20 protein-coding genes are annotated in these 17,654 nt (G+C 63.1%); 6 read left to right on the top strand and 14 right to left on the bottom strand.

All coding sequences use genetic code 11. The features are described 5' to 3' along the window. Positions 1–46: 46 nt before the first annotated feature. On the bottom strand, positions 47–1,579 hold the full coding sequence (locus A8G00_RS02515; RefSeq protein ID WP_253257886.1) for an MFS transporter: 1,533 nt from the start codon (positions 1,577–1,579) through the stop codon (positions 47–49). On the opposite strand from A8G00_RS02515, the gene A8G00_RS02510 reads away from it, so the two are divergent. Both A8G00_RS02510 and A8G00_RS02505 read left to right on the top strand, forming a co-directional pair. Further along, positions 1,520–1,792, top strand: coding sequence for a PRC-barrel domain-containing protein (locus tag A8G00_RS02510; protein ID WP_102999872.1), 273 nt, complete (start codon positions 1,520–1,522; stop codon positions 1,790–1,792). The genes A8G00_RS02515 and A8G00_RS02510 overlap by 60 nt on opposite strands. A 70-nt stretch (positions 1,793–1,862) precedes the next feature. After that, complete coding sequence (locus tag A8G00_RS02505; protein ID WP_102999871.1) at positions 1,863–2,492, top strand: TetR family transcriptional regulator; 630 nt, start codon at positions 1,863–1,865, stop codon at positions 2,490–2,492. Positions 2,493–2,495: 3 nt separating this feature from the next. On the opposite strand, the gene A8G00_RS02500 is transcribed toward A8G00_RS02505, so the two are convergent. From A8G00_RS02500 to A8G00_RS02445, 12 genes are all read right to left on the bottom strand, one after another. Continuing rightward, entirely contained in the window at positions 2,496–3,029 is a 534-nt protein-coding gene (locus A8G00_RS02500; protein WP_102999870.1) for a VOC family protein, read from the bottom strand. Further along, positions 3,026–4,294 (bottom strand): hypothetical protein, encoded by a 1,269-nt coding sequence (locus A8G00_RS02495; protein WP_066562952.1) that lies wholly within the window; start codon positions 4,292–4,294, stop codon positions 3,026–3,028. Before A8G00_RS02495 ends, A8G00_RS02500 begins: the two co-directional genes overlap by 4 nt. Further along, a complete protein-coding gene (locus A8G00_RS02490) occupies positions 4,291–5,067 on the bottom strand; it encodes an SDR family NAD(P)-dependent oxidoreductase (RefSeq protein WP_066563898.1) in 777 nt (258 codons plus the stop codon). Before A8G00_RS02490 ends, A8G00_RS02495 begins: the two co-directional genes overlap by 4 nt. A 16-nt stretch (positions 5,068–5,083) precedes the next feature. After that, positions 5,084–6,277, bottom strand: a complete 1,194-nt coding sequence (locus tag A8G00_RS02485; RefSeq protein ID WP_102999869.1) for a sulfotransferase — start codon at positions 6,275–6,277, stop codon at positions 5,084–5,086. A 124-nt stretch (positions 6,278–6,401) separates the two neighbouring features. Then, on the bottom strand, positions 6,402–7,532 hold the full coding sequence (locus A8G00_RS02480; RefSeq protein WP_102999868.1) for a phosphotransferase family protein: 1,131 nt from the start codon (positions 7,530–7,532) through the stop codon (positions 6,402–6,404). Positions 7,533–7,534: 2 nt separating this feature from the next. Continuing rightward, on the bottom strand, positions 7,535–8,617 hold the full coding sequence (locus A8G00_RS02475) for a TIGR03857 family LLM class F420-dependent oxidoreductase (protein ID WP_102999867.1): 1,083 nt from the start codon (positions 8,615–8,617) through the stop codon (positions 7,535–7,537). A gap of 60 nt (positions 8,618–8,677) precedes the next feature. Further along, positions 8,678–9,133, bottom strand: coding sequence for a nuclear transport factor 2 family protein (locus tag A8G00_RS02470; RefSeq protein WP_102999866.1), 456 nt, complete (start codon positions 9,131–9,133; stop codon positions 8,678–8,680). Positions 9,134–9,144: 11 nt separating this feature from the next. After that, positions 9,145–10,425, bottom strand: coding sequence for a DUF1214 domain-containing protein (locus tag A8G00_RS02465; RefSeq protein ID WP_253257885.1), 1,281 nt, complete (start codon positions 10,423–10,425; stop codon positions 9,145–9,147). A gap of 19 nt (positions 10,426–10,444) precedes the next feature. After that, a complete protein-coding gene (locus A8G00_RS02460) occupies positions 10,445–11,209 on the bottom strand; it encodes a tyrosine-protein phosphatase (protein ID WP_102999865.1) in 765 nt (254 codons plus the stop codon). 4 nt (positions 11,210–11,213) lie between these two features. Then, positions 11,214–11,726: a VOC family protein gene (locus A8G00_RS02455; protein WP_102999864.1), complete on the bottom strand. Its 513-nt coding sequence runs from the start codon at positions 11,724–11,726 to the stop codon at positions 11,214–11,216. Between the two features lie 33 nt (positions 11,727–11,759). Next, entirely contained in the window at positions 11,760–12,551 is a 792-nt protein-coding gene (locus tag A8G00_RS02450; RefSeq protein ID WP_102999863.1) for an SDR family NAD(P)-dependent oxidoreductase, read from the bottom strand. 121 nt (positions 12,552–12,672) lie between these two features. Beyond that, entirely contained in the window at positions 12,673–13,551 is an 879-nt protein-coding gene (locus tag A8G00_RS02445; protein WP_102999908.1) for a helix-turn-helix domain-containing protein, read from the bottom strand. 151 nt (positions 13,552–13,702) lie between these two features. Here A8G00_RS02445 and A8G00_RS02440 point away from each other — a divergent pair, with 151 nt between their 5' ends. The 3 genes from A8G00_RS02440 (at position 13,703) to A8G00_RS02430 (ending at position 15,944) form a co-directional block, all read left to right on the top strand. Then, positions 13,703–14,992, top strand: a complete 1,290-nt coding sequence (locus A8G00_RS02440) for a sulfotransferase (protein ID WP_102999862.1) — start codon at positions 13,703–13,705, stop codon at positions 14,990–14,992. 90 nt (positions 14,993–15,082) lie between these two features. Further along, positions 15,083–15,400 (top strand): 2Fe-2S iron-sulfur cluster-binding protein, encoded by a 318-nt coding sequence (locus tag A8G00_RS02435; RefSeq protein WP_066562971.1) that lies wholly within the window; start codon positions 15,083–15,085, stop codon positions 15,398–15,400. A gap of 40 nt (positions 15,401–15,440) precedes the next feature. Further along, positions 15,441–15,944, top strand: coding sequence for an ester cyclase (locus tag A8G00_RS02430; protein WP_066562972.1), 504 nt, complete (start codon positions 15,441–15,443; stop codon positions 15,942–15,944). A gap of 32 nt (positions 15,945–15,976) precedes the next feature. Here A8G00_RS02430 and A8G00_RS02425 read toward each other — a convergent pair whose 3' ends face one another. Then, positions 15,977–16,630 (bottom strand): TetR/AcrR family transcriptional regulator, encoded by a 654-nt coding sequence (locus tag A8G00_RS02425; protein ID WP_226869700.1) that lies wholly within the window; start codon positions 16,628–16,630, stop codon positions 15,977–15,979. A gap of 78 nt (positions 16,631–16,708) precedes the next feature. On the opposite strand from A8G00_RS02425, the gene A8G00_RS02420 reads away from it, so the two are divergent. Further along, entirely contained in the window at positions 16,709–17,647 is a 939-nt protein-coding gene (locus A8G00_RS02420; protein ID WP_066562974.1) for a Rieske (2Fe-2S) protein, read from the top strand. Positions 17,648–17,654: the final 7 nt, after the last annotated feature.

The following is a 17,654-nucleotide window of genomic DNA, read 5'->3' as shown; positions in this document are numbered from 1 at the left end:
TCCCGTTCAGGGCCGCTTGGCCGAACCTCGACAGCTTTCCCGTCCTTCACGACGCATTTGCCTCCAGCGGTAGATTTTTTGCGGCGAGAAGATAGTGGAGAACCGCGATCAAAAGCACGGATGCGGATAGCTGCATGCTCAGTTGCAGACCGCTTGCCGCAGCCGAGAGACAGGCCGCCGGCGGTGGGCCCCTCCCCGCAGCGAGACAGTCGGCGGCATAATTCCCCTCGTAGAGAAACACGGCCAAACGATCGCTGAGATAGCCCAGCACCACCGATCCCAATCCCAGCCCGGCCACGGTCTGGCCGAAGGAGTGGAGCGCGGCGGCGGATGCCCGCATGCGCGGTTCGACCAGCGATTGTGTAATGGTCATGATGGCGGGGGTGAAGGCGTAGAGTAAGGTGGTGGCGACGAAGAGAAAGGCGACCAGCCATCGCCAGTCCGACTGATGAATCGCGAGCAGATAGAAGGGCAGCGCCAGCCCCACCGCGATCGCGGGCGCCCATCCGCCCCAGCGTATATCACGCCGGATCAGGCGTCCGATCAGATAGCCGCCGCTGACCTGCCCGACCATTGTCGCCAGACTGAACGAAAGCGCAAACACAAGACCTGCGTGGGCAAGCGGCAGATCGAAGCGGCGGACCAGCAAAGGGATCAGGAACAGGTTGGTCCCGAACCCGACCAGCCCTACAAAACCGCTGCCGAAGGTCAGGTGCAGGAAGGCGGGGGAATGGGCGAGCCGCCGCAACACCATGGCGAAGGGCGGCGTATCCACGCTTTGCCCCGCATCTTTCCGCTCGGGCTCGGGAATCGTCGCGATCAGCAGAAGCGCCAGCAGCAGACCGGGTGCGCCGACCGCCACGAGCGCGAGCCGCCAACCGAATGTCTGCGCGATCGCGCCACCAGCGATCGCCGCTATGGCGCCGCCCAGCGGTACCCCTATCGCTATCAGCGAAAAGACGACCGCGCGGCGACCGGCATCGAACCGGTCGGAAATCATCGAGACGAGCGCCGGTGTGAAGCCCGCTTCTCCGATGCCTACGCCCATGCGGCACAGCAAGAGCTGGACATAACTCCCCGCTGCGCCGGAGAGCGCTGTCATCAGCGACCAGAGCATGGTTACCACGGCAATGATCCGCACCCGGCTGTAGCGTTCGGCCAGCCGCGCGAGCGGAATCCCCAGCACGGCATAGAAAAGCGAGAAAGCCAGCCCGCCGAGCATGCCGAGTTGAAGATCGCTCAGCCGCAGATCGTGGCGAATCGCCTCGCCGACCACGGCGATGATCGTGCGATCGATGAAGTTGAACATGTAGATCGCACCCAGAAGCAGCAGAAACCATTGGTCGCGTGCGCCTGACCCGCCCCTGCCCTTCATCGCCTCTCCGATTGCCATCCGGCTGCTTTTTTCATGCATGTAAGACAGATAGAACAGATTCTTTTCGATGTGTATTGGTTTTCTCTTGAAACCATCCTTGGACTGCGCCAACAGGTCGCCATCTTCGACAAAGGATTTCAGCATATGAAGACCATCATCATCGCGCTCACGGCTCTGGGCCTGGCCGCGCCCGCCTTTGCCCAAGCGCCTGCGGTGGATCGCAACGAGGCGGTCTACTCCGCCGATGGAACCAAGATCGGCAAGGTCGATCGGGTGCTGACCGCCGGCGACGGCGCCGTGAGCGCGGTGCGGGTCATCTATCGCGGAAAGTTCATCACCATCCCCGCAACCACGCTGAGCGCGGGTGAGAAGGGCGTGACGACCAGCCTGTCGAATGCCGAGCTGAAGAAACTGTGATTCTTTGCCCCACGGTCTTACAGGACCGTGGGGCATGGACCCGTGCCGCGCCTCGGCTTAAAGCGAAGGCATGAGGGCAGACCAAAAACCGCTCGCACGGATCCCCCGGCGCGGCCGACCGCCACAATCCGAAGGGCCTGCGCTCGACCGCAGCCGGCTGGTCGCGACCTTGCTGGACATGGCCCGGTCGGGCGGAATCGAATCGCTCAATATCCGTCCGGTGGCGCAGCGTCTGGGCGTGTCGCCACGTCTGCTCTACCACCATGTCCGCGACAAGGAGGAGATGCTCGGCCTGCTGACCGACGAGATTCTGCGCGGCCGGATGCCCGACCTGTCGGCGCCGGACTGGGAAAGCCGCCTCCGCAGCATCGCCCGCGCGGTCCATCTGGCCTATCGCGATTTTCCGGGGTCCGCCGCCTTCATCCTGTCACGCAGCGCCAACCGGCTGGAGCAACCCAATGCGCTGGCGATCCGCCGCGCCATCTTCGAGGGGCTGGCCGAGGCAGGGCTGACACGGCCGCAAAGCGAAGAGATGCTGGTGATTTTCTCCGTCATCGTGCTGGGCAATGTCGTCGTGGCGGAAAGCCTGACCGACAATGACGAACGGCTGGCGATGCAGCGCGATGTGGTGGAAGCCGCCTTCACCCGCGCGACCGACATGCTGCTGACCGCGATCCGTGCCGTCGCGGGCACGGCCTGAGCCTCAGTCGAGGTCGGCGATGGATCGGACGGGGCGGCTGATCCCGTCCCACGCGCGATGGGCGGCGTGCATCCGGTCGAGCGACGCTTCCATCGCAGGCGAAAGCTCCATCAGTTCGACATAGCCGCCATTGCCTGCGCGGGTATCGAACAGCGCGAACCTTTCGCCCGACGGCATCATGCCGCTGAACGCCATAGCATAGCCTTCGCCGGACAGCCGCTCCACCCCCTCGTCATAGGGAATGCGCAGCATGACATGATGATAGCCGTCACCATGACGGTCGAGCATTTCGGTGAAGACCGAAGGCCCCTCATTCGTCTGCTGGAGCAGTTCGATCAGCAGTCCGCCGGAAAAGCCGAACGCGACCTTCATCGCCACCTGCGTCGGCGCGCCACGATAGATCTGGCCCGGCAGCACGGGCACGTCGAAAACGAAAAACGGTCCCGCCCCCATGACCCGCGTCCAGTGAGCCAATGCGCGCTCCATGTCGCGCACCACCTGACACAGTTCCAGTATCGAGCCCTTGGGCTGCATCATGCGTCTCCCCAGATCGCGGCATGGGTTCGCAGGCCATGCTGGCGCGCGCGATCGCGCAACTGCTGTTCTCGCAGGGCGAGATCGACCCGGGGAACACCTGCGTCCACTTCGCGGTCGATGGCCGCCAGATCGACGACACGCACGTCGCGAATGAAGCGGGCGGGGTCGGCGCCTTCGGACACGCCCTGCCAGCGCAGCAGCACCCAGCCTTCTTCGAGGCCCGTTGTATCGATCCAGTTGGCGATGCCCGGATCGACGCCCGCCACCACATAGCTGACCGTGCAGTCTACGGCGGGCGTGACCTGCCCACTGTTGAGGCTGACCATGCGAAGCATCGGATCTGGCGAGATCGTCCACGGGTCGGCGATCTGGATGCCGGTATAATAGCTGCCCGCCGGATCGATGGTCACTAGCAACCCCTGCCCTTCCCCCAGTGCAAAGCGCCCACCGGCCAGATAGCCCCAACCCCCGTCACGGCCATTGGGTCCGATCAGCCGATTGGGTTCGGGATGGCCGAGAAAATCATTTTTGAAACCCGACCAGAAGGCGACCCAGGCAGGCAGGTCGGCGATGATGGTCCGGGCAATCTCGCTCTCGCTGCGCGGGCGCCGGTCCGATGGCGGGTCGAGGCGACGGACGCTGACCTGTGCCGGCACCTGCCGCCAGTCGCGCTGACTGTCACGGGTATAGACCTGAATCCGCGCGCCCGGCTCGGTCCGCAAATGGGTCGCACCGCCTTCCTGCGGGCCGACGGTCACCGTCACCTGCCCATCGGCATCGCAGAAGGGCAGAAGTTGCTGAAGCGTCAGCGCGCCCAGATTACGGCCAAGTCCCGCATGATGCTCCGGCTCGACCTCGGCAACGATGCTGAACTGCGGCGGATCGGCGGAAAAGCGGATGTCGACGGCATAGTGCCCATCGCCATCGACCGGAATTTCGCGATTGAAATTGTCGGGATTGTCGATCGCCACCGCCGCACCCGGATAGATGTGGCCGAACCAGCGCCGCGGGGCGTTGCTGATATTCCAGACGACCTTGGGATCGGCGGGATCACCATTGGCTTCGCGCATGGCGAGCCCCAGCACCCACTGATCGAGCGCACGATCCAGCCCCAGCCGTCCGTCGAGCGTAGCCGCCAGCGGATCGGCCAATAAGAGGAGGCGCGCCTCCTCGCGCGCGGCGCGGATGTCGGCCCGTTCGATCAGGCGTAGCGCCAGCCGTTCCGCCGCCGCCTGATCTTCGGTCCAGAGGGGGTTGGCGGTCATGAAATGGTCCCCACCCGGCCGCCTTCGGTGAAGATGGTGCTGCCGGTCGTGTAGCTGGAGCCGTCCCCCGCCAGCAATATGGCTGCGCCTACCGCCTCGTCCGCCGCGCCGAAGCGCTTGATCGCGTTGCGCTCGGCCAGGCCCAGCCCCTTGTGAATATCGGCCTCTTGTCCGTCCGGACTCATCGATCCGACGCACAGGCAGTTGATCCGCGTGTGCGGCGCCTGCGTCTTGGCCAGCTCGCGCACCAGAAAGAGCAGCGCCGCCTTAGACACGCCATAGGCGACGGCGGGCGGGATTGGCGTGAAGCCGCCGCAGCTCTGGACTGAAATGATGCTGCCCTTGCCATGCGCCTTCATATCGGCCTCGGTCAGTTCGGTCAGACGCCAGGTCGCCATGACATTGACGTCCATCGCCGTTTTCCAGACGTCGTCCGTGTTCGCCCAAAGCCCGCCATCAGCGGCATAGACCACGCCGGCCGCGGCATTGTTGAAAACGATATGGATCGGGCCAAAAGCCTCACGGGCGCCCGCCACCAGCCGTTCAAGATCGGCCTTCTCGCCCGCATCGGCGGCGATGGCGATCGCCCTGCCGCCGTCGGCCGCGTTGATCTCTGCGGCAATCCGGTCGAGCCGGCCCTGCGAGCGGGCGGAGAGGACCACATTGGCGCCCAATTCGGCATAGGCCTTGGCGACATGTTCTCCCACGCCCGGCCCTACGCCGGTCAGGATGGCGGTGCGCCCGTCGAGGCGGAAACGGTCGAGAACGCTCATGCTCATACTCCAGACATCAGGGTCGCGCCCGGTCGAACAGATGGCCGTAGCGCGCATAATAGCCGGCAAGCCGTTCATGCACCTCGCCCGGATCAATGCCGAACTGTTCCGGACTGTGTTTGTGCTTGCCAAGGCGGCTGGCGGCAGGATTGTCTGCCAGAAAAGCGGTGATGCGCGCGCGATGCTTGTCGGTGAAGGGCAGAGCGAAACGGTCGTAGATGCGCTGCATCGCCGCCATCGGATCGGCAACGATATCGCGATGGGCGAGGTCGAGAATGCGGCCCTCGATCGCCGGATCATTCGCCCGCGCTTCGGTCGCGCGGGCCATCGCCGCGCACCAGGTGTCGACCACCGACCGGCCGATCGCCTTCAGGTCGTCTGCGCCGCCCACGGCAGCGAGGAACCCCGCGATCATGCTCGACAACGAAGAGAAGGTCAGCACCGGATCGCGATGGGTCCACACCAACATCGCGCCGGGATAGGCCTCCACCAGACCGGGCAGGTCCATCAGATGCTGCGGTGATTTCAGCGTCCAGCGGCCCTTGGGTCCTTTCCACTGATATTGCTGGAGCATCCGCTTATGGGTGCGATATTGCCCTTCCGGCACGGTATCCTGCAACCAGCGGGCGAAATCGGGTACGCCCAGTTCGGCCGGAAAATTGGTGCTGGCGAAATGCAGCATCATGCCATGATTGCACTCGCCCGGCTGAGTGCAGTCCATCCGCTGGATATCGGCCAGTTGCGGCGCGTGTTTCAGCCAGTTTTCATAGATGGCCTGCACCTGCGCGATGCGCGGATCGCTGTCGAAACTTGCTTCTTCCGGGGCAGGCCAGGGGATATACCATTCCCATTCGCGGGGCGCGCGAGCGGCCGGATCAAGGCAGAGCAGGTCATAGGTGATCGTCGTCCCGGTGCGCGGCAGGCCGCAGACGATCAGCGGGTCCCCCACGTCCTGCGCGACAATGTCCGGATGCTGCCTTTCGTCTTCGGCGAAGCGCAACCGGGTCGCGAGCAAACCGACAATCTTGTGATGCGCGGTCTCGCGCAGCTGGGCTGGCGGGTCCATCGCCTCGACCGCTTCGACCAGCCGACGAAAGCCCGTCATGAAGGACAGGTCCGGTCCGAAATCCGACAGTCCGGTCGCGGCGCGCGCCTCCGCGATCAGCGCATCGGCGTCGAGAGGCGAACGCTCCAGGACAGAGCTGTTCATGGATACCCCTCGACCGACCGCTGCCTCATGACTCACCCTCTCCACTTTATTATTCCACGATGTGTATTTAATAGAAGAGGCCGTGGTCAAGCAGACAATTCACTTTTGCCCGCAGCGAGCCGCGTCAGGCTGCCTTGTCTTCCACCGGCGTCAGATTCTTCATGAAGGCCACGAAATCCGGTCCCAGTTCGGGGATGGGCAGCCCCAGCTTTTCGGCCAGATAAAGGGTCATGAAATTGTCGTTGAGCGATTTGTTCGTCGCAGGGATGTTGCCGATGCCGACCTGCCGGTCGAAGGCGCCCACGGCGACCAGCGCCATGCGGAGCGCCGCGACGATGTCATAATAATCGAGATGCCCGGCCTTCTGTTCGCTTGCCGCTTCCCAGATGGCGATCGTCTCCTCCTTGCTCGGCAGGCCTTCCAGCCGGGTGATACCGAAGCGGCGGCCGAACAGATCGTCGAAATAGAGCCACCAGGCGAGGTCAAGCTCCGCCGGCCCCAGTGCCGCGAGTTCCCAGTCGATCAGCGCGTTGACGCTGCCGTCGGCCGCGAACATGACGTTCGACGGCGTGGGATCGCCCCACAGCACATTCACCCCCGCATCGGCAGGCATGTTGGCGCGCACATAGGCCATGGCGGCATCGACGATGGGCATCGTCCGGCCGCGCCCCGCAGCCTTGTGCCACGCCTCCAGCGCACCGACATATTGATCGAGACCCGGCCGCCCATTTTCCGGCTGGGCGAGAAATTCAAAGCCGTCGCGCCAGTCGATCGTCGCCAGGCTGGCAAAGGCGTTGATGGCATTGGCGAATGTTTGCCGCCGCTGCTCCGGGGTCATTTCGACCAGCCAGCCTTCCAGATTGTAATTGGGCTTTTGCTTGGCGCATTCCCCTTCCACCTTGCCCATCACGAGAAAAGGCAGGCCGAGAATATCGGGGTCGAGATGCATGCCGATCCACGGCGGCACGGGCAGATCGCCGCGCGCATCGAGCGCCGCCATCATCTTGCCCTGAAGCGCGAGGCTGCTGCCGAACACCACTTCCAGATCCATCGGCTGACGGCGGACCACAAGCGTCTGGCTCTGGGAACCAGCCGGATCGACATAGTCGACGTCGACAAAGAAAATGTCCGCCGAAAAGCCCGCGCCCAGCGTCACATTGAGCGGACGAACGCGGATGTCGCGCCACTCGGGCTTTTCGCTCGCCAGCCAGTCCTGCAACTGGACGGTGATACGATCGGGAGTCAGCAATTCCATGATTACAGCCCCTTCGCCGCCAGCGCGCGCTTCAGTTCGGTGGTGAGCGGCCCCATATCCTTGGGCGACGAGCCGTGGAGCAGAATTTCATCGGCGCCAGCATCCAGGAACCCCATGAGCTGATCGGCGCATTGGGCCGCGGTCCCCACCGCAGCGCCCTCGTCCAGCCATTGCTGCGGAATGAGCCGACTGACATCGACCAGCTCCTGCCGCGTATAGGCCTGATCCGCCGGCTTGCCGTTGAGGCCTGCAATCTTGGGATGGGCGCGGATATCCTCCAGCACCTTTTTGTCCCAGCCGTTGATGTCGACGATCAGGTCGCCAAAGCCGGGCAGTTCGAAATAGGTGATGGCGCGGCCGCCGACGACGGCCTCCTCCTCGTCCTTGGGCAGGTCCGGGGCGACGATGATATTGTGATAGATGCGCACGGACATGGGATCGCGGCCGGCCTTCTCCGCCGCGTCGCGGACGATCTTGGCGCTGTTCTTCACCCCCTGCGCCGACACAAAGGGATGCAGCAGCACGCCGTCGCAATGTTCGCCAGCGAATTCCAGGCTTTTGGGCCCGATCGCAGTGAAGATGATCGGCGGGGGCGTGCCGCCATGGCGATCGGTCAGATTGATGGCGGGGAATTTGCCCAGCACACCCTCATAATCGATCTTCTCACCCGCCCAGAGGCGCCGGCAGATCGAGATCAGATCGGCCAGCCGCTCCATGGTGATCGGCGGCGAACCCAACATCTTCATATAGGCCGGAACCGCCCGCGCGAACATCAGGCGGAACCGCTCCCCGCTCATCGCCTGCATCATGTCGGCGACGCTGGCGGTGACGAGCGGATGGCGCATCGTCGCATACATGGTGCCGGTGATGCGGATCTTCGAGGTGGCCTCGGCCACCGCGCCCGCCAGCACCGCCGGTTCCTTCAGCGCATAGCGTTCGGAAATCCACACGCAGCCAAGACCGATACGTTCCGCCTCTTTCGCTTCGTCAATCCCGCGACGCGGATCATTGACCCGCCCGGGGAGGATATAGGTGCCGAACTTGTCGAAAAGTGCCTGTACGCCCGGTTCCACCGCTTCCGTCATTCCCATGTCCTCTCAAATATATGCCACTGCATTGCCGTTGGGAGGAGCATAGGCAACCTGTCAAACGGCAGGTTCGGGATGCACCTCGACATAGAGGCGCGTGAGCTTGAGCGCAGCGATTTTCCACTGTCCGTCCTGACGCACATAGCGTTCGGTATAATGGCCGAAACCGGTGATCGACTGACCGCCGGGGATCGGACATTTGCCCGGCGCCCAGACCACCCGGTCCTGCATCGCCGTGATCATGTCCGCCTCATCGCCGCGCAGGTCGATTTCCGACGAGTGGATCTGATGCGCCGAGCATGCGTCGATGACCGCGGAACGTACCTGCTCCAATATGGCGGCGTGCCCGCTCATTGGGGGATTGCCGGTGTCCTCCTCCACATCCAACACCGCATCGGGCGTGAACAGAGAGAGGAAGCCATCCCAGTCCTTGGTGTCGAGAAAGCGGCAATAGCGCGCCTTCACATTGCGGAGCGCCTCATAGTCGAGAAGTCTGGCCAGTTCGTCGCTCATTGGTTCCCCCCTCACCAGATGATGCGCGTGTGCGCGCGGAGCGTGCGTTCGCGGATAGCTTCGGCGCGCGCGTCCGGTGTCACCAGAACGGTGTCGACTGGCAGATGGCTGCGCACGTCGGCCAGTTTGACTTTCTTCATCGTCGGCGTGGGCCGCTCGTCGGTGTTGAACCAGCGCCCCTGCACAGCGCCGCTGGCATAGCCCGACGTGTCGAGCCAGTTGTGAACGCCCGGATCGCGCGCGGAAATGACCGCGCGGAAATAGCCGTCGCCATCGACCACGGCCTGAGCCGCATTGAGGCTGGACTGATTATGATACCAGTCGGTCGTCTCATAGAGTTCGTTGGTCAGGATCAGCGACCAATAATCGACTTCCCTGGGAATCCGGACCTCGGTTATCAGCGCCTCGTCATCGGCCAGATCATAGGCACCCTCATAATAGGATTGCCGGGCAAGACCGGTCATCTGGGAGAAGTCGACGACTTTCAGCGTGTTGATCAGCCCCTCGTCACGCAGCTTCTGCACCTTGTCGGGGAAGGCCAGCGCACAGACCGTCGCCGTGGCGGGAATCTCGGCAAAGCGGTGCGCCAGTTGGGCCAGCGTAGGGCGTCCCTTAGCGGCGTGATCGGCATCCAGACGCACGATGCCGAAGCGCGGCTCGCGCTCGACACCCCAGTCGCAGGCGACGATCCGCACCATCAGCTTCTCGGTCGCGGGTTTCAGTTCCCACCAGTCGCCTTCATAACCGGTCGGACGGGTCGGCGAGAGGATGACATCGAAGGCTCCATCAGCACCGACATGCAGATCGTTAAAATCATTCGCGTCCTGCGCGGGATGATGCTGCCCCGTGCGCAGCGTGTCCGGGCCGAGCTGGGCCAGGATCATCATTCGCGTCGTGCCGCGATCGCCCCGGATGCGATAGGTGCCGCCCTTTTCGATCAGCGCCGCCTTGTAAATGGTGTCCGCATTGGGCTGGAAGATATTCTGGCAAATGTTGAGTTCGGGCACGAAGATCGGGTGACTGCGATCATGCATGATCGCGTCGTTGGTCGCCCGCAGCACGCCCGACAGCAGCAGCCGCATCGATTCCTGCATGACGCGGGGATCGCTGCGCAGCCTTTCCGGGATACGATCGCGCATCAACTGGCCCAGGGGGCGAAGCTGGTCGAGCAGATCTTCCCATTCGAAAATGCCGTTATCGCTCATCTCATTCTCCACCATATTCTTCCGGTTGACGGCGGAGGCCCCGGCTATCCCGCCCGGCAGCAGAAGCCCGGCCAGGGTGGCGGACACGCCCGCGCAGATTTCCCGCCTAGTCTGTGGCAAGCAATTGCTTCAGCGCAGCACGCCGTTCCGCGTCGACGCCTGCCGCCTCGAAATACCCTTCAATCCCGCCCCAGCGCGTCGCGACCATATTGAGCGCGCTCAGGAGGAAATCATCCTGCACGCCGATCAGGATGGCCACCATGTCGTCGGGCGGCACGAAGCCGAAGGTCTTTTGCAGATCGCGCTTGAGATGACCCGACACGCGCAGATTCTGGCCGAATATGTCGGACTTGCGATAATCCTCCATGATCGCGGGACGCGGCACGGCGAGCAGGTCGAGGAACAGGGCGACGACGACGCCGGTCCGGTCCTTGCCGGCGGTGCAATGAACCAGCATCGGCGTGTCCTGCGCCAGCAGCGCATCGACCATCCGCGACAGATGCGGCAGAAATGCCTGCGGCATCAGGCCGTAATTATGCGCCATCACCTCGACGGCGCGCGCGGCGGTCGGCTCGCGACCGAGCGACATCCACATATCTTCCCCCTGCGCGCGCAGGTCCGTATTCATGTCAAGGTCGAGCATCCGGCAATCCGGCCCGCACCAGTCATGAGGCGCCGCATCCCTCTCGATCGTCGATCGGAGATCCGCCACCGAGCGAAAGCCCAGATCCGACAATTCCGTATGATGATCCTCGATAAAACTGGCTGGGCCTTCTGACCTGAAAAGGATGCCGGGCCGGACCTGACCTCCCCCCGCGGTCGGCAGGCCGCCAATGTCGCGGAAATTGAGGCGGGACAGAGCGATGGTCATGCAGTCAGTCCTTTACTGGCGGATAGGTGGGGACGACGGCGCGCATCTGCGCCAGAAGGTCGGGCGCCATCCAGACATGCTCGACATAATGGCCCAGCGTCGCGCGCTCGTCGGTGTAGATATATCGCAGCACATCGCCCAGCGCGCCCTCGAACACAACCGGGTGCCGCGCCAGGTCGAGCGAGGCGACATGCGCCTCCCAGTGGGCAAGCGGTCCATCGATCCGGGTCGCGACATGATGAAAGCGAATGGCTAGGTCATCGCCCTCGGGCAGAAAATCGCTGAACAAGGGGGCCGTATCGCCCACCGGTTCGATCAGTTCGACCTCCACGCCGCCGACCACCGCCAGCGCGATCTTCAGCACCGGCTTGCCGGTCGGGTCTTCGCCGGGCTGGATGTTCGACAACTCGAAGAAGCCGGGCGTGCCATAAGCGTCCTTGAGCGCGGCCATCGCCGCGTCGAGATCGTTGGTGACATAGGCGACCTGGCAATGCTGGCTGTTGGGCCGGGCGAACATGCGTATCTCCTGCTATTATCGACAGTCCGTCGGTCAGTTGGCGGACATCTTCCCCCCGTCCACGACCAGCGTGTCGCCAGTGTGATAGGCTGACATGTCGCTCGCCAGATAGACGACCGCACCTTCCAGATCGGCCGGCTTGCCCGCCCGCCCGAGCGGCGCCTTCGCGGCCACCAAGTCCGCGATCATCTTGCCGACTTCCGGGTCTGCAAATGTCATCTCGGTTTCGATGAAACCCGGCGCGATGACATTGCAGCGCACGCCGATCGGACCGAGTTCGGCCGCCAGCGCCTTGGCGAGGGCATTGAGCGCGCCCTTGGCAATGCCATAATGGGCCATGGTCGGCACGCCCTGGAAGATCGAACCGCTGCCGCAGATGATCAGCGAGCCCCCCGGATCACCCGCCTCGGCGCGCGCCTTCATATGCCGCGCACCCTCCCGCAGGGTGAAGACCGCGCCATCGAGATTGACGTCGATCAGCTTGCGATAGGTCGCAACGTCCATCTCCGTGAACGGCACCCGGCTGGCGATACCGGCATTGGCGACCATCGTGTCGACCCGGCCCATGGCATCGAGCGCGCGGGCGAAGCCGGCGACGATCGCAGGTTCGCTGGCGACATCGACCACGTCAGCGAACACCCGCACCCCATGCGCGCGCAACGCCGCTGCCGCCTCCTCATTCCTGTCGGCGCGCCGCCCCCAGAGGATGACGTCACTGCCCGCGCGGGCAAGGCCGCGGGCAAAGCCGAACCCCAGCCCCGAATTGGCGCCCGTGATCAGCGCCACCTTGCCGCTCAGATCGAACAGGTTTTCCGGCACGTCCATTCTCCCCATGGCCGCTCGAACAACGGCGGCGCTTTGGCGCAACATTGCTGGCGACCGCGCCGATGAACAAGGGGGGCCAGTTTCGCGATCGTGCCAATGCCATCGCGAAACGGCCCTGCTTTCAATGCATCATGCCTTCGCGAAACTGCCGGGGCGTCAGTCCAGTCGCCTTGCGGAAGGCGGCTGAAAAGGCGGCCGCACTGTCAAAACCGCAATCCCAGGCGATGACCTTGATCGCCGGGCCGGCCTGGCGCAACAATTGCTTTGCCCTGTCGATCTTGCGGTCGGCGACATAGCGGGTGAGCGTCTGCCCCGTGGCAGCCTTGAACTGGCGGAAGAAATGACGGGTGGAAAGGCCGCATTCCGCCGCCAGCTCGGCTACGGATGGGGGCTTGCCCGGCTGCTCGATGCGATCGCCGATGCGTTGAAGCTGGGCCCGGGACATGCCACTCCCCCGTATTTCGGTATCGCCGCCCGAAACGCGCAGATAGCGCTGTAACTCGATCGCGGCCTGAAGCCATATCGCCTGTGTCAGCATCTCGCTGCAAAAGCCAGGCTGCGCAATCTCACCCGCAATGCGCCGCAGCGCCTCACGCACAGCGGGGCTGCGAACGTCGAGCGATGCCTGCAAGGCGTCGTTCGACAGATCCGGCTCATCATGATCGAATCCCATCCCGTCGAAGCCGCAGCATATCGATGTCTGCTCACCCTCGCCCCACTCGGTATGAAGTTCGCTTCGGGCCGGGACGAACAGCACGTCGCCCAGAGCGCTGGCCCTGCCCTCTCCGATCCCGCCATAGCCGCCACAGGGACGACCGGGGCGCGGGGACAGCGCGAGATCCAGAAAGCTGCGGGGTGACGAAAATATCCCGCCCTGTTGGCCGCGGAAGCGATAATGGTGCAATTCCATCACCACACCGGGCAGCGCTATCCGCCCCCGAACCGTGCACTCCATGGCCGGTGTGACGGGCAGATCATAGACCTGGGAAACAGCGTTCATCCAACCTCTCCGAACAGTTTCGCGTGCCGCGATGCCATCCCTGCGCAGCATGGCGCTTTTGCGGAGCATTTGGCGCAGTGGCGATGGCTGCGCACCTTGCGGAAGAAAGGGTCCGTGCTTTTAGATGGCGCATCGATAAAAGGAGAGCGACATGGGCAGTCCCGCGCAGGAAGAGGCCGCGCGCCGTAACATCATTGACATTACCGACCTGCATCACCCCGTGCTGACCGATGTTCAGAAGCAGGTGATGGCCGGAGCCGAAGCGGCGGCGGATCAGATCGTCCTCCAGCCGGAGGTCATTTTGACTGCGGCGCAGGCGCAGACCGGGCTGTCGGATTTCGGCGCGGAGGATTTTCGCGAACGGCTGGCCGTCTGGTGCCAGGCCGTGGACGAGGATGCCAACGCCTCGGCGGTCACGCGCGCCAATCTGTTCCAGATGATGATCCGCTTTGCCGCGACCCGCCTGCGGATCGAGGACATAGTGAAGCGCCACCCGGAGATATTGGACATCCAGATCGACCGGCCGATCATCGTCGCGGGCCTTCCCCGATCGGGCACGACGCATCTGCTCGGTCTGCTGTCGGCCGACCGCCGGTTCCGCTCCCTGCCCTGGTGGGAAGCGATCGCGCCGGTTCCCGCCCCTGACGAAACCCCGACACCTGAGGATAGCAATCCCCGCTGGACCAAGGCGGAACAGGGCTGGCGGATGATGGAATCCATCCTGCCCCATATGGCGATCATGCACGAATTTTCGCCCGATCATATCAGCGAGGATATCGAGCTTCAGGCAGTCGACTTCTCCTCCTATCTGATCGAGTGGCTCGCGCATGTGCCGCGCTGGCGCGATTATTATCTGAGCCACGACCAGTCGGGCACCTATGCCTATCTGAAAAAGGGCCTTCAGGTCCTGACATATCTGAACGGACCCAACCGCTGGGTCATCAAATGCCCGCAGCATATGGAGCAACTCCCCGCCCTCTATAAGGCCTTTCCCGACGCCACCTTCGTCCTGACCCATCGCGATCCGGTCGGATCGATCCGGTCGCAGCTCACCATGTATAGCTATGCGGCGCGCATGTTCCGCAAGACGGTCGATATTCAGGAACCGCTCGCCTACTGGCCCGACCGCTATGAGAAGCTGCTCCGCGCCTGCGTGCGGGATCGCGACATCCTGCCCCCCGACCAGACGATCGACGTCTATTTCCACGACTGGATCAGAAATCCCGACCCGATCCTGAAGGAAATCTATCGCATTGCCGACATCCCCCTGACCGATCAGGCGCTGGCCGATCTGCACAGCTATCTGGCCGAGCATGGCGAGCAGGCCAAGGGCAAGATCGTCTATGATCTGGAACGCGATTTTCATGTGACCGGCGAGGAATTGCGCCGCCCCTTCGCTTTCTATTTCGATCGTTTCCCGGTCGAGGTCGAGGTGAAATAGCCAATCTCACAACCTGCCTTTCGACAGGAGGGAAATCAATACGCCCTGATTAGGAGGGGGCATCGATTCCGATTCCAGCAGAGGAATGCCATGCCCGAATTGAATGTCATTACCCGTGACGGCGCCCAGCAGACGATCAAGGCATCCGCCGATACGTCAGTGATGGAAGCCATACGTGATTCCGGTTTCGATGAGTTGCTGGCGCTGTGTGGCGGCTGCTGTTCCTGCGCGACATGCCATGTCTATGTCGACCCGGCCTTCGCTCAGTCCCTGCCCCCCGTATCGGACGATGAAAGCGATCTGCTGGATGGCTCGCCGCATCGCAACGACTATTCGCGCCTGTCCTGTCAGGTCATGATGTCGGAAGCGCTTTCGGGCCTTACGATCACCATCGCGCCTGAAGACTGAGCATAACGCACCACCCCTGAATGAATGAGAGAGGATTATCGTGGCCTGGAAAGAAGATATTCGTGAACAGCTCGACGTGTCGGATTCGACCGTACTGACCGACAAGCAGAAGCAGATGGTCAAGCATTGGACCGACCTGCAGGAAACCCTGAATGCCGGCGACTTTGACGGAATGGATCGATTTTTCCATCCCGAGTTTCGCTACGGCAACCCCAACCGGCCGGATCTGGGCACCTATGAGCAGTGGAAGACCTCGCCGGTCGCGCTCTACAAGACCTTCTTCCCCGCCGCCTACAAAACCATCGACGCGGTCGGCAAGGGCGACGATGAAATCTGGATCTACGCGACCCATTATTGCAAGCATGTCGGCGGCCCCTATATGGGCGTGCAGCCGACCGGCAACGAGTTTCAGGTCAACTGGTTCTCGATCGTCAAGTTCAAGGACGACAAGATTATCAGCATCTTCAGCATTTCCGACGTGCTGACCATGCTGAAGGACATCGGCGTGGTGGAAGTCCCCCAGCCTGTCGATCCCTACAAGTAAGCAGATATGCCGCTGCCCTTCTTCCGCTTTGGTCAGGCGACCGACGGAAGGAGGGCAGCGAGCAGAAAAGCGGCCAGCCTATCTGCATGTTCGGCCGCATGCACATCATCCACTTCCTGCCCGGCCCCCAGCCGCTGCTGCATCGGCACGGCACAGAAATAATAGCCGACCCCCTGCACCAGCAGCGCCATCAACGCCGCCGTCGACAGGTCGTGAACCGGCCGCTGCAACCGCACCGCGTCGAGCAGGCCATCGAGCCGCCGCTGGAACGGCAGCACAAAATGTTCGACGATATGGTCAAGCCGCCAGGTCGAACGGCAGCCTTCCACATTGGTCAGCGACACGATGTCGCCATTGCTCGTCGCCCACAGGCAGAAACGCTGGATCAGATGGCGCAGCCGCACTTCCGGATCGGCCGGTTCGTCAAAAGCCGCTTCGACGAAGGGCGATGCCTGCGCCATGCGCCAGTCGACCGCACGTATCCACAGATCCTCCTTCCGGCCGAACCGGACATTCAGCAGATTGTGGCTGACCCCAAGCCGCTTCGACAGATCGCGCAGCGTCGTGCCCTCATAGCCGCGCTCCGCGAAGGTCGCAAAGGCCAGGCCCAGCAGTTTGTCCTCATCCACGGCCTGGGCGGCATTGAGGGCAGGACGGCCGCGGGTGCGCTGGGGACGATCGAGCATCAGCAGATCCATAGTGAAAAGACGTTGACATATAAATTGTCATCCGTCAATTTAATCGAAAGGAGAGTGGATAGCGCTATGAGTCTCGATTCTGATCTTTGGTGGGCTGTCGCACGGTCCGAGGAAGTGACCTCCGAAAAGCCGCTGTCCGTCGATATCGGCGATCAGCCGGTCGTGCTGTGGCGCGACAATCACGGTATCGCCCGCGCGCTGGAGGATCGCTGCCCGCATCGTCGCGCACCGCTGTCGCTGGGCTGCATCCGCGACAATGGCTGGATTCAGTGCGGCTATCATGGCTGGAGCTATGACGGCGAGTCGGGACGCCTGAAGGAAATCCCGAACATGAAGGATCAGCAGAAATTCCCGCCAATCTACAAGGCCAATGCCTTTGGCGTCAGCGAGCAGGCGGGTTTCGTGCGGGTCTGCCTCAATCCCAAGGCGGAAGCGCCGCTCAGCGCAGACCCCAAATACAGCTATATCGGCACGGTCAACGTCAGTTGCAGCCATCAGGAATATCTAAATGCGCTCTATGACGATCCGAGCCTCGTCATCGCGATCCGCGGTGTCCGCTTCAGCCCCTATCTGATGTCGGAACTGCATGAGGAAGGCGGGATGCTGGTGATGGAGCGCAATTGCCAGTGGCATCCGCTGCACTGGCCGTCGCATTTCGTGGCCGAATTTCCGCTCACCCTGCTGACGCGCACCCATCCGCTGACCGGCGAGACACAGTTGACGCTGCGCGACGACCAATTCAACGATCTGCTCCACGCCGTTCTTTCGCCCGTCCCCTCGGCGCGGGGGGTGACAGCCGTCCGCTGGCGGGCCGAACTGGGCGTTCGCCATCCGGGCGTGCGCGGCGCGGTGCTGCGCGGGATCAACCCGCTGTCGGTGCTCGCATCGGTCGACGGATCGAAACTGCGTGCCACCAAGCCCACCGTCTCGCTGCATGGCGAGGATCTGCGCAAGGCAATGCTGGAAAGCGCCCCCGCGACCCATGATCAGACCGTAGCGGCCTGAAGGAGGA

The organism is Sphingobium sp. SA916 (assembly GCF_002894065.1).
In the GTDB taxonomy this organism is placed as follows: domain Bacteria; phylum Pseudomonadota; class Alphaproteobacteria; order Sphingomonadales; family Sphingomonadaceae; genus Sphingobium; species Sphingobium fuliginis.
Note: the sequence above shows the minus strand (reverse complement) of the source record. Positions and strands in the feature narration are given on the sequence as shown.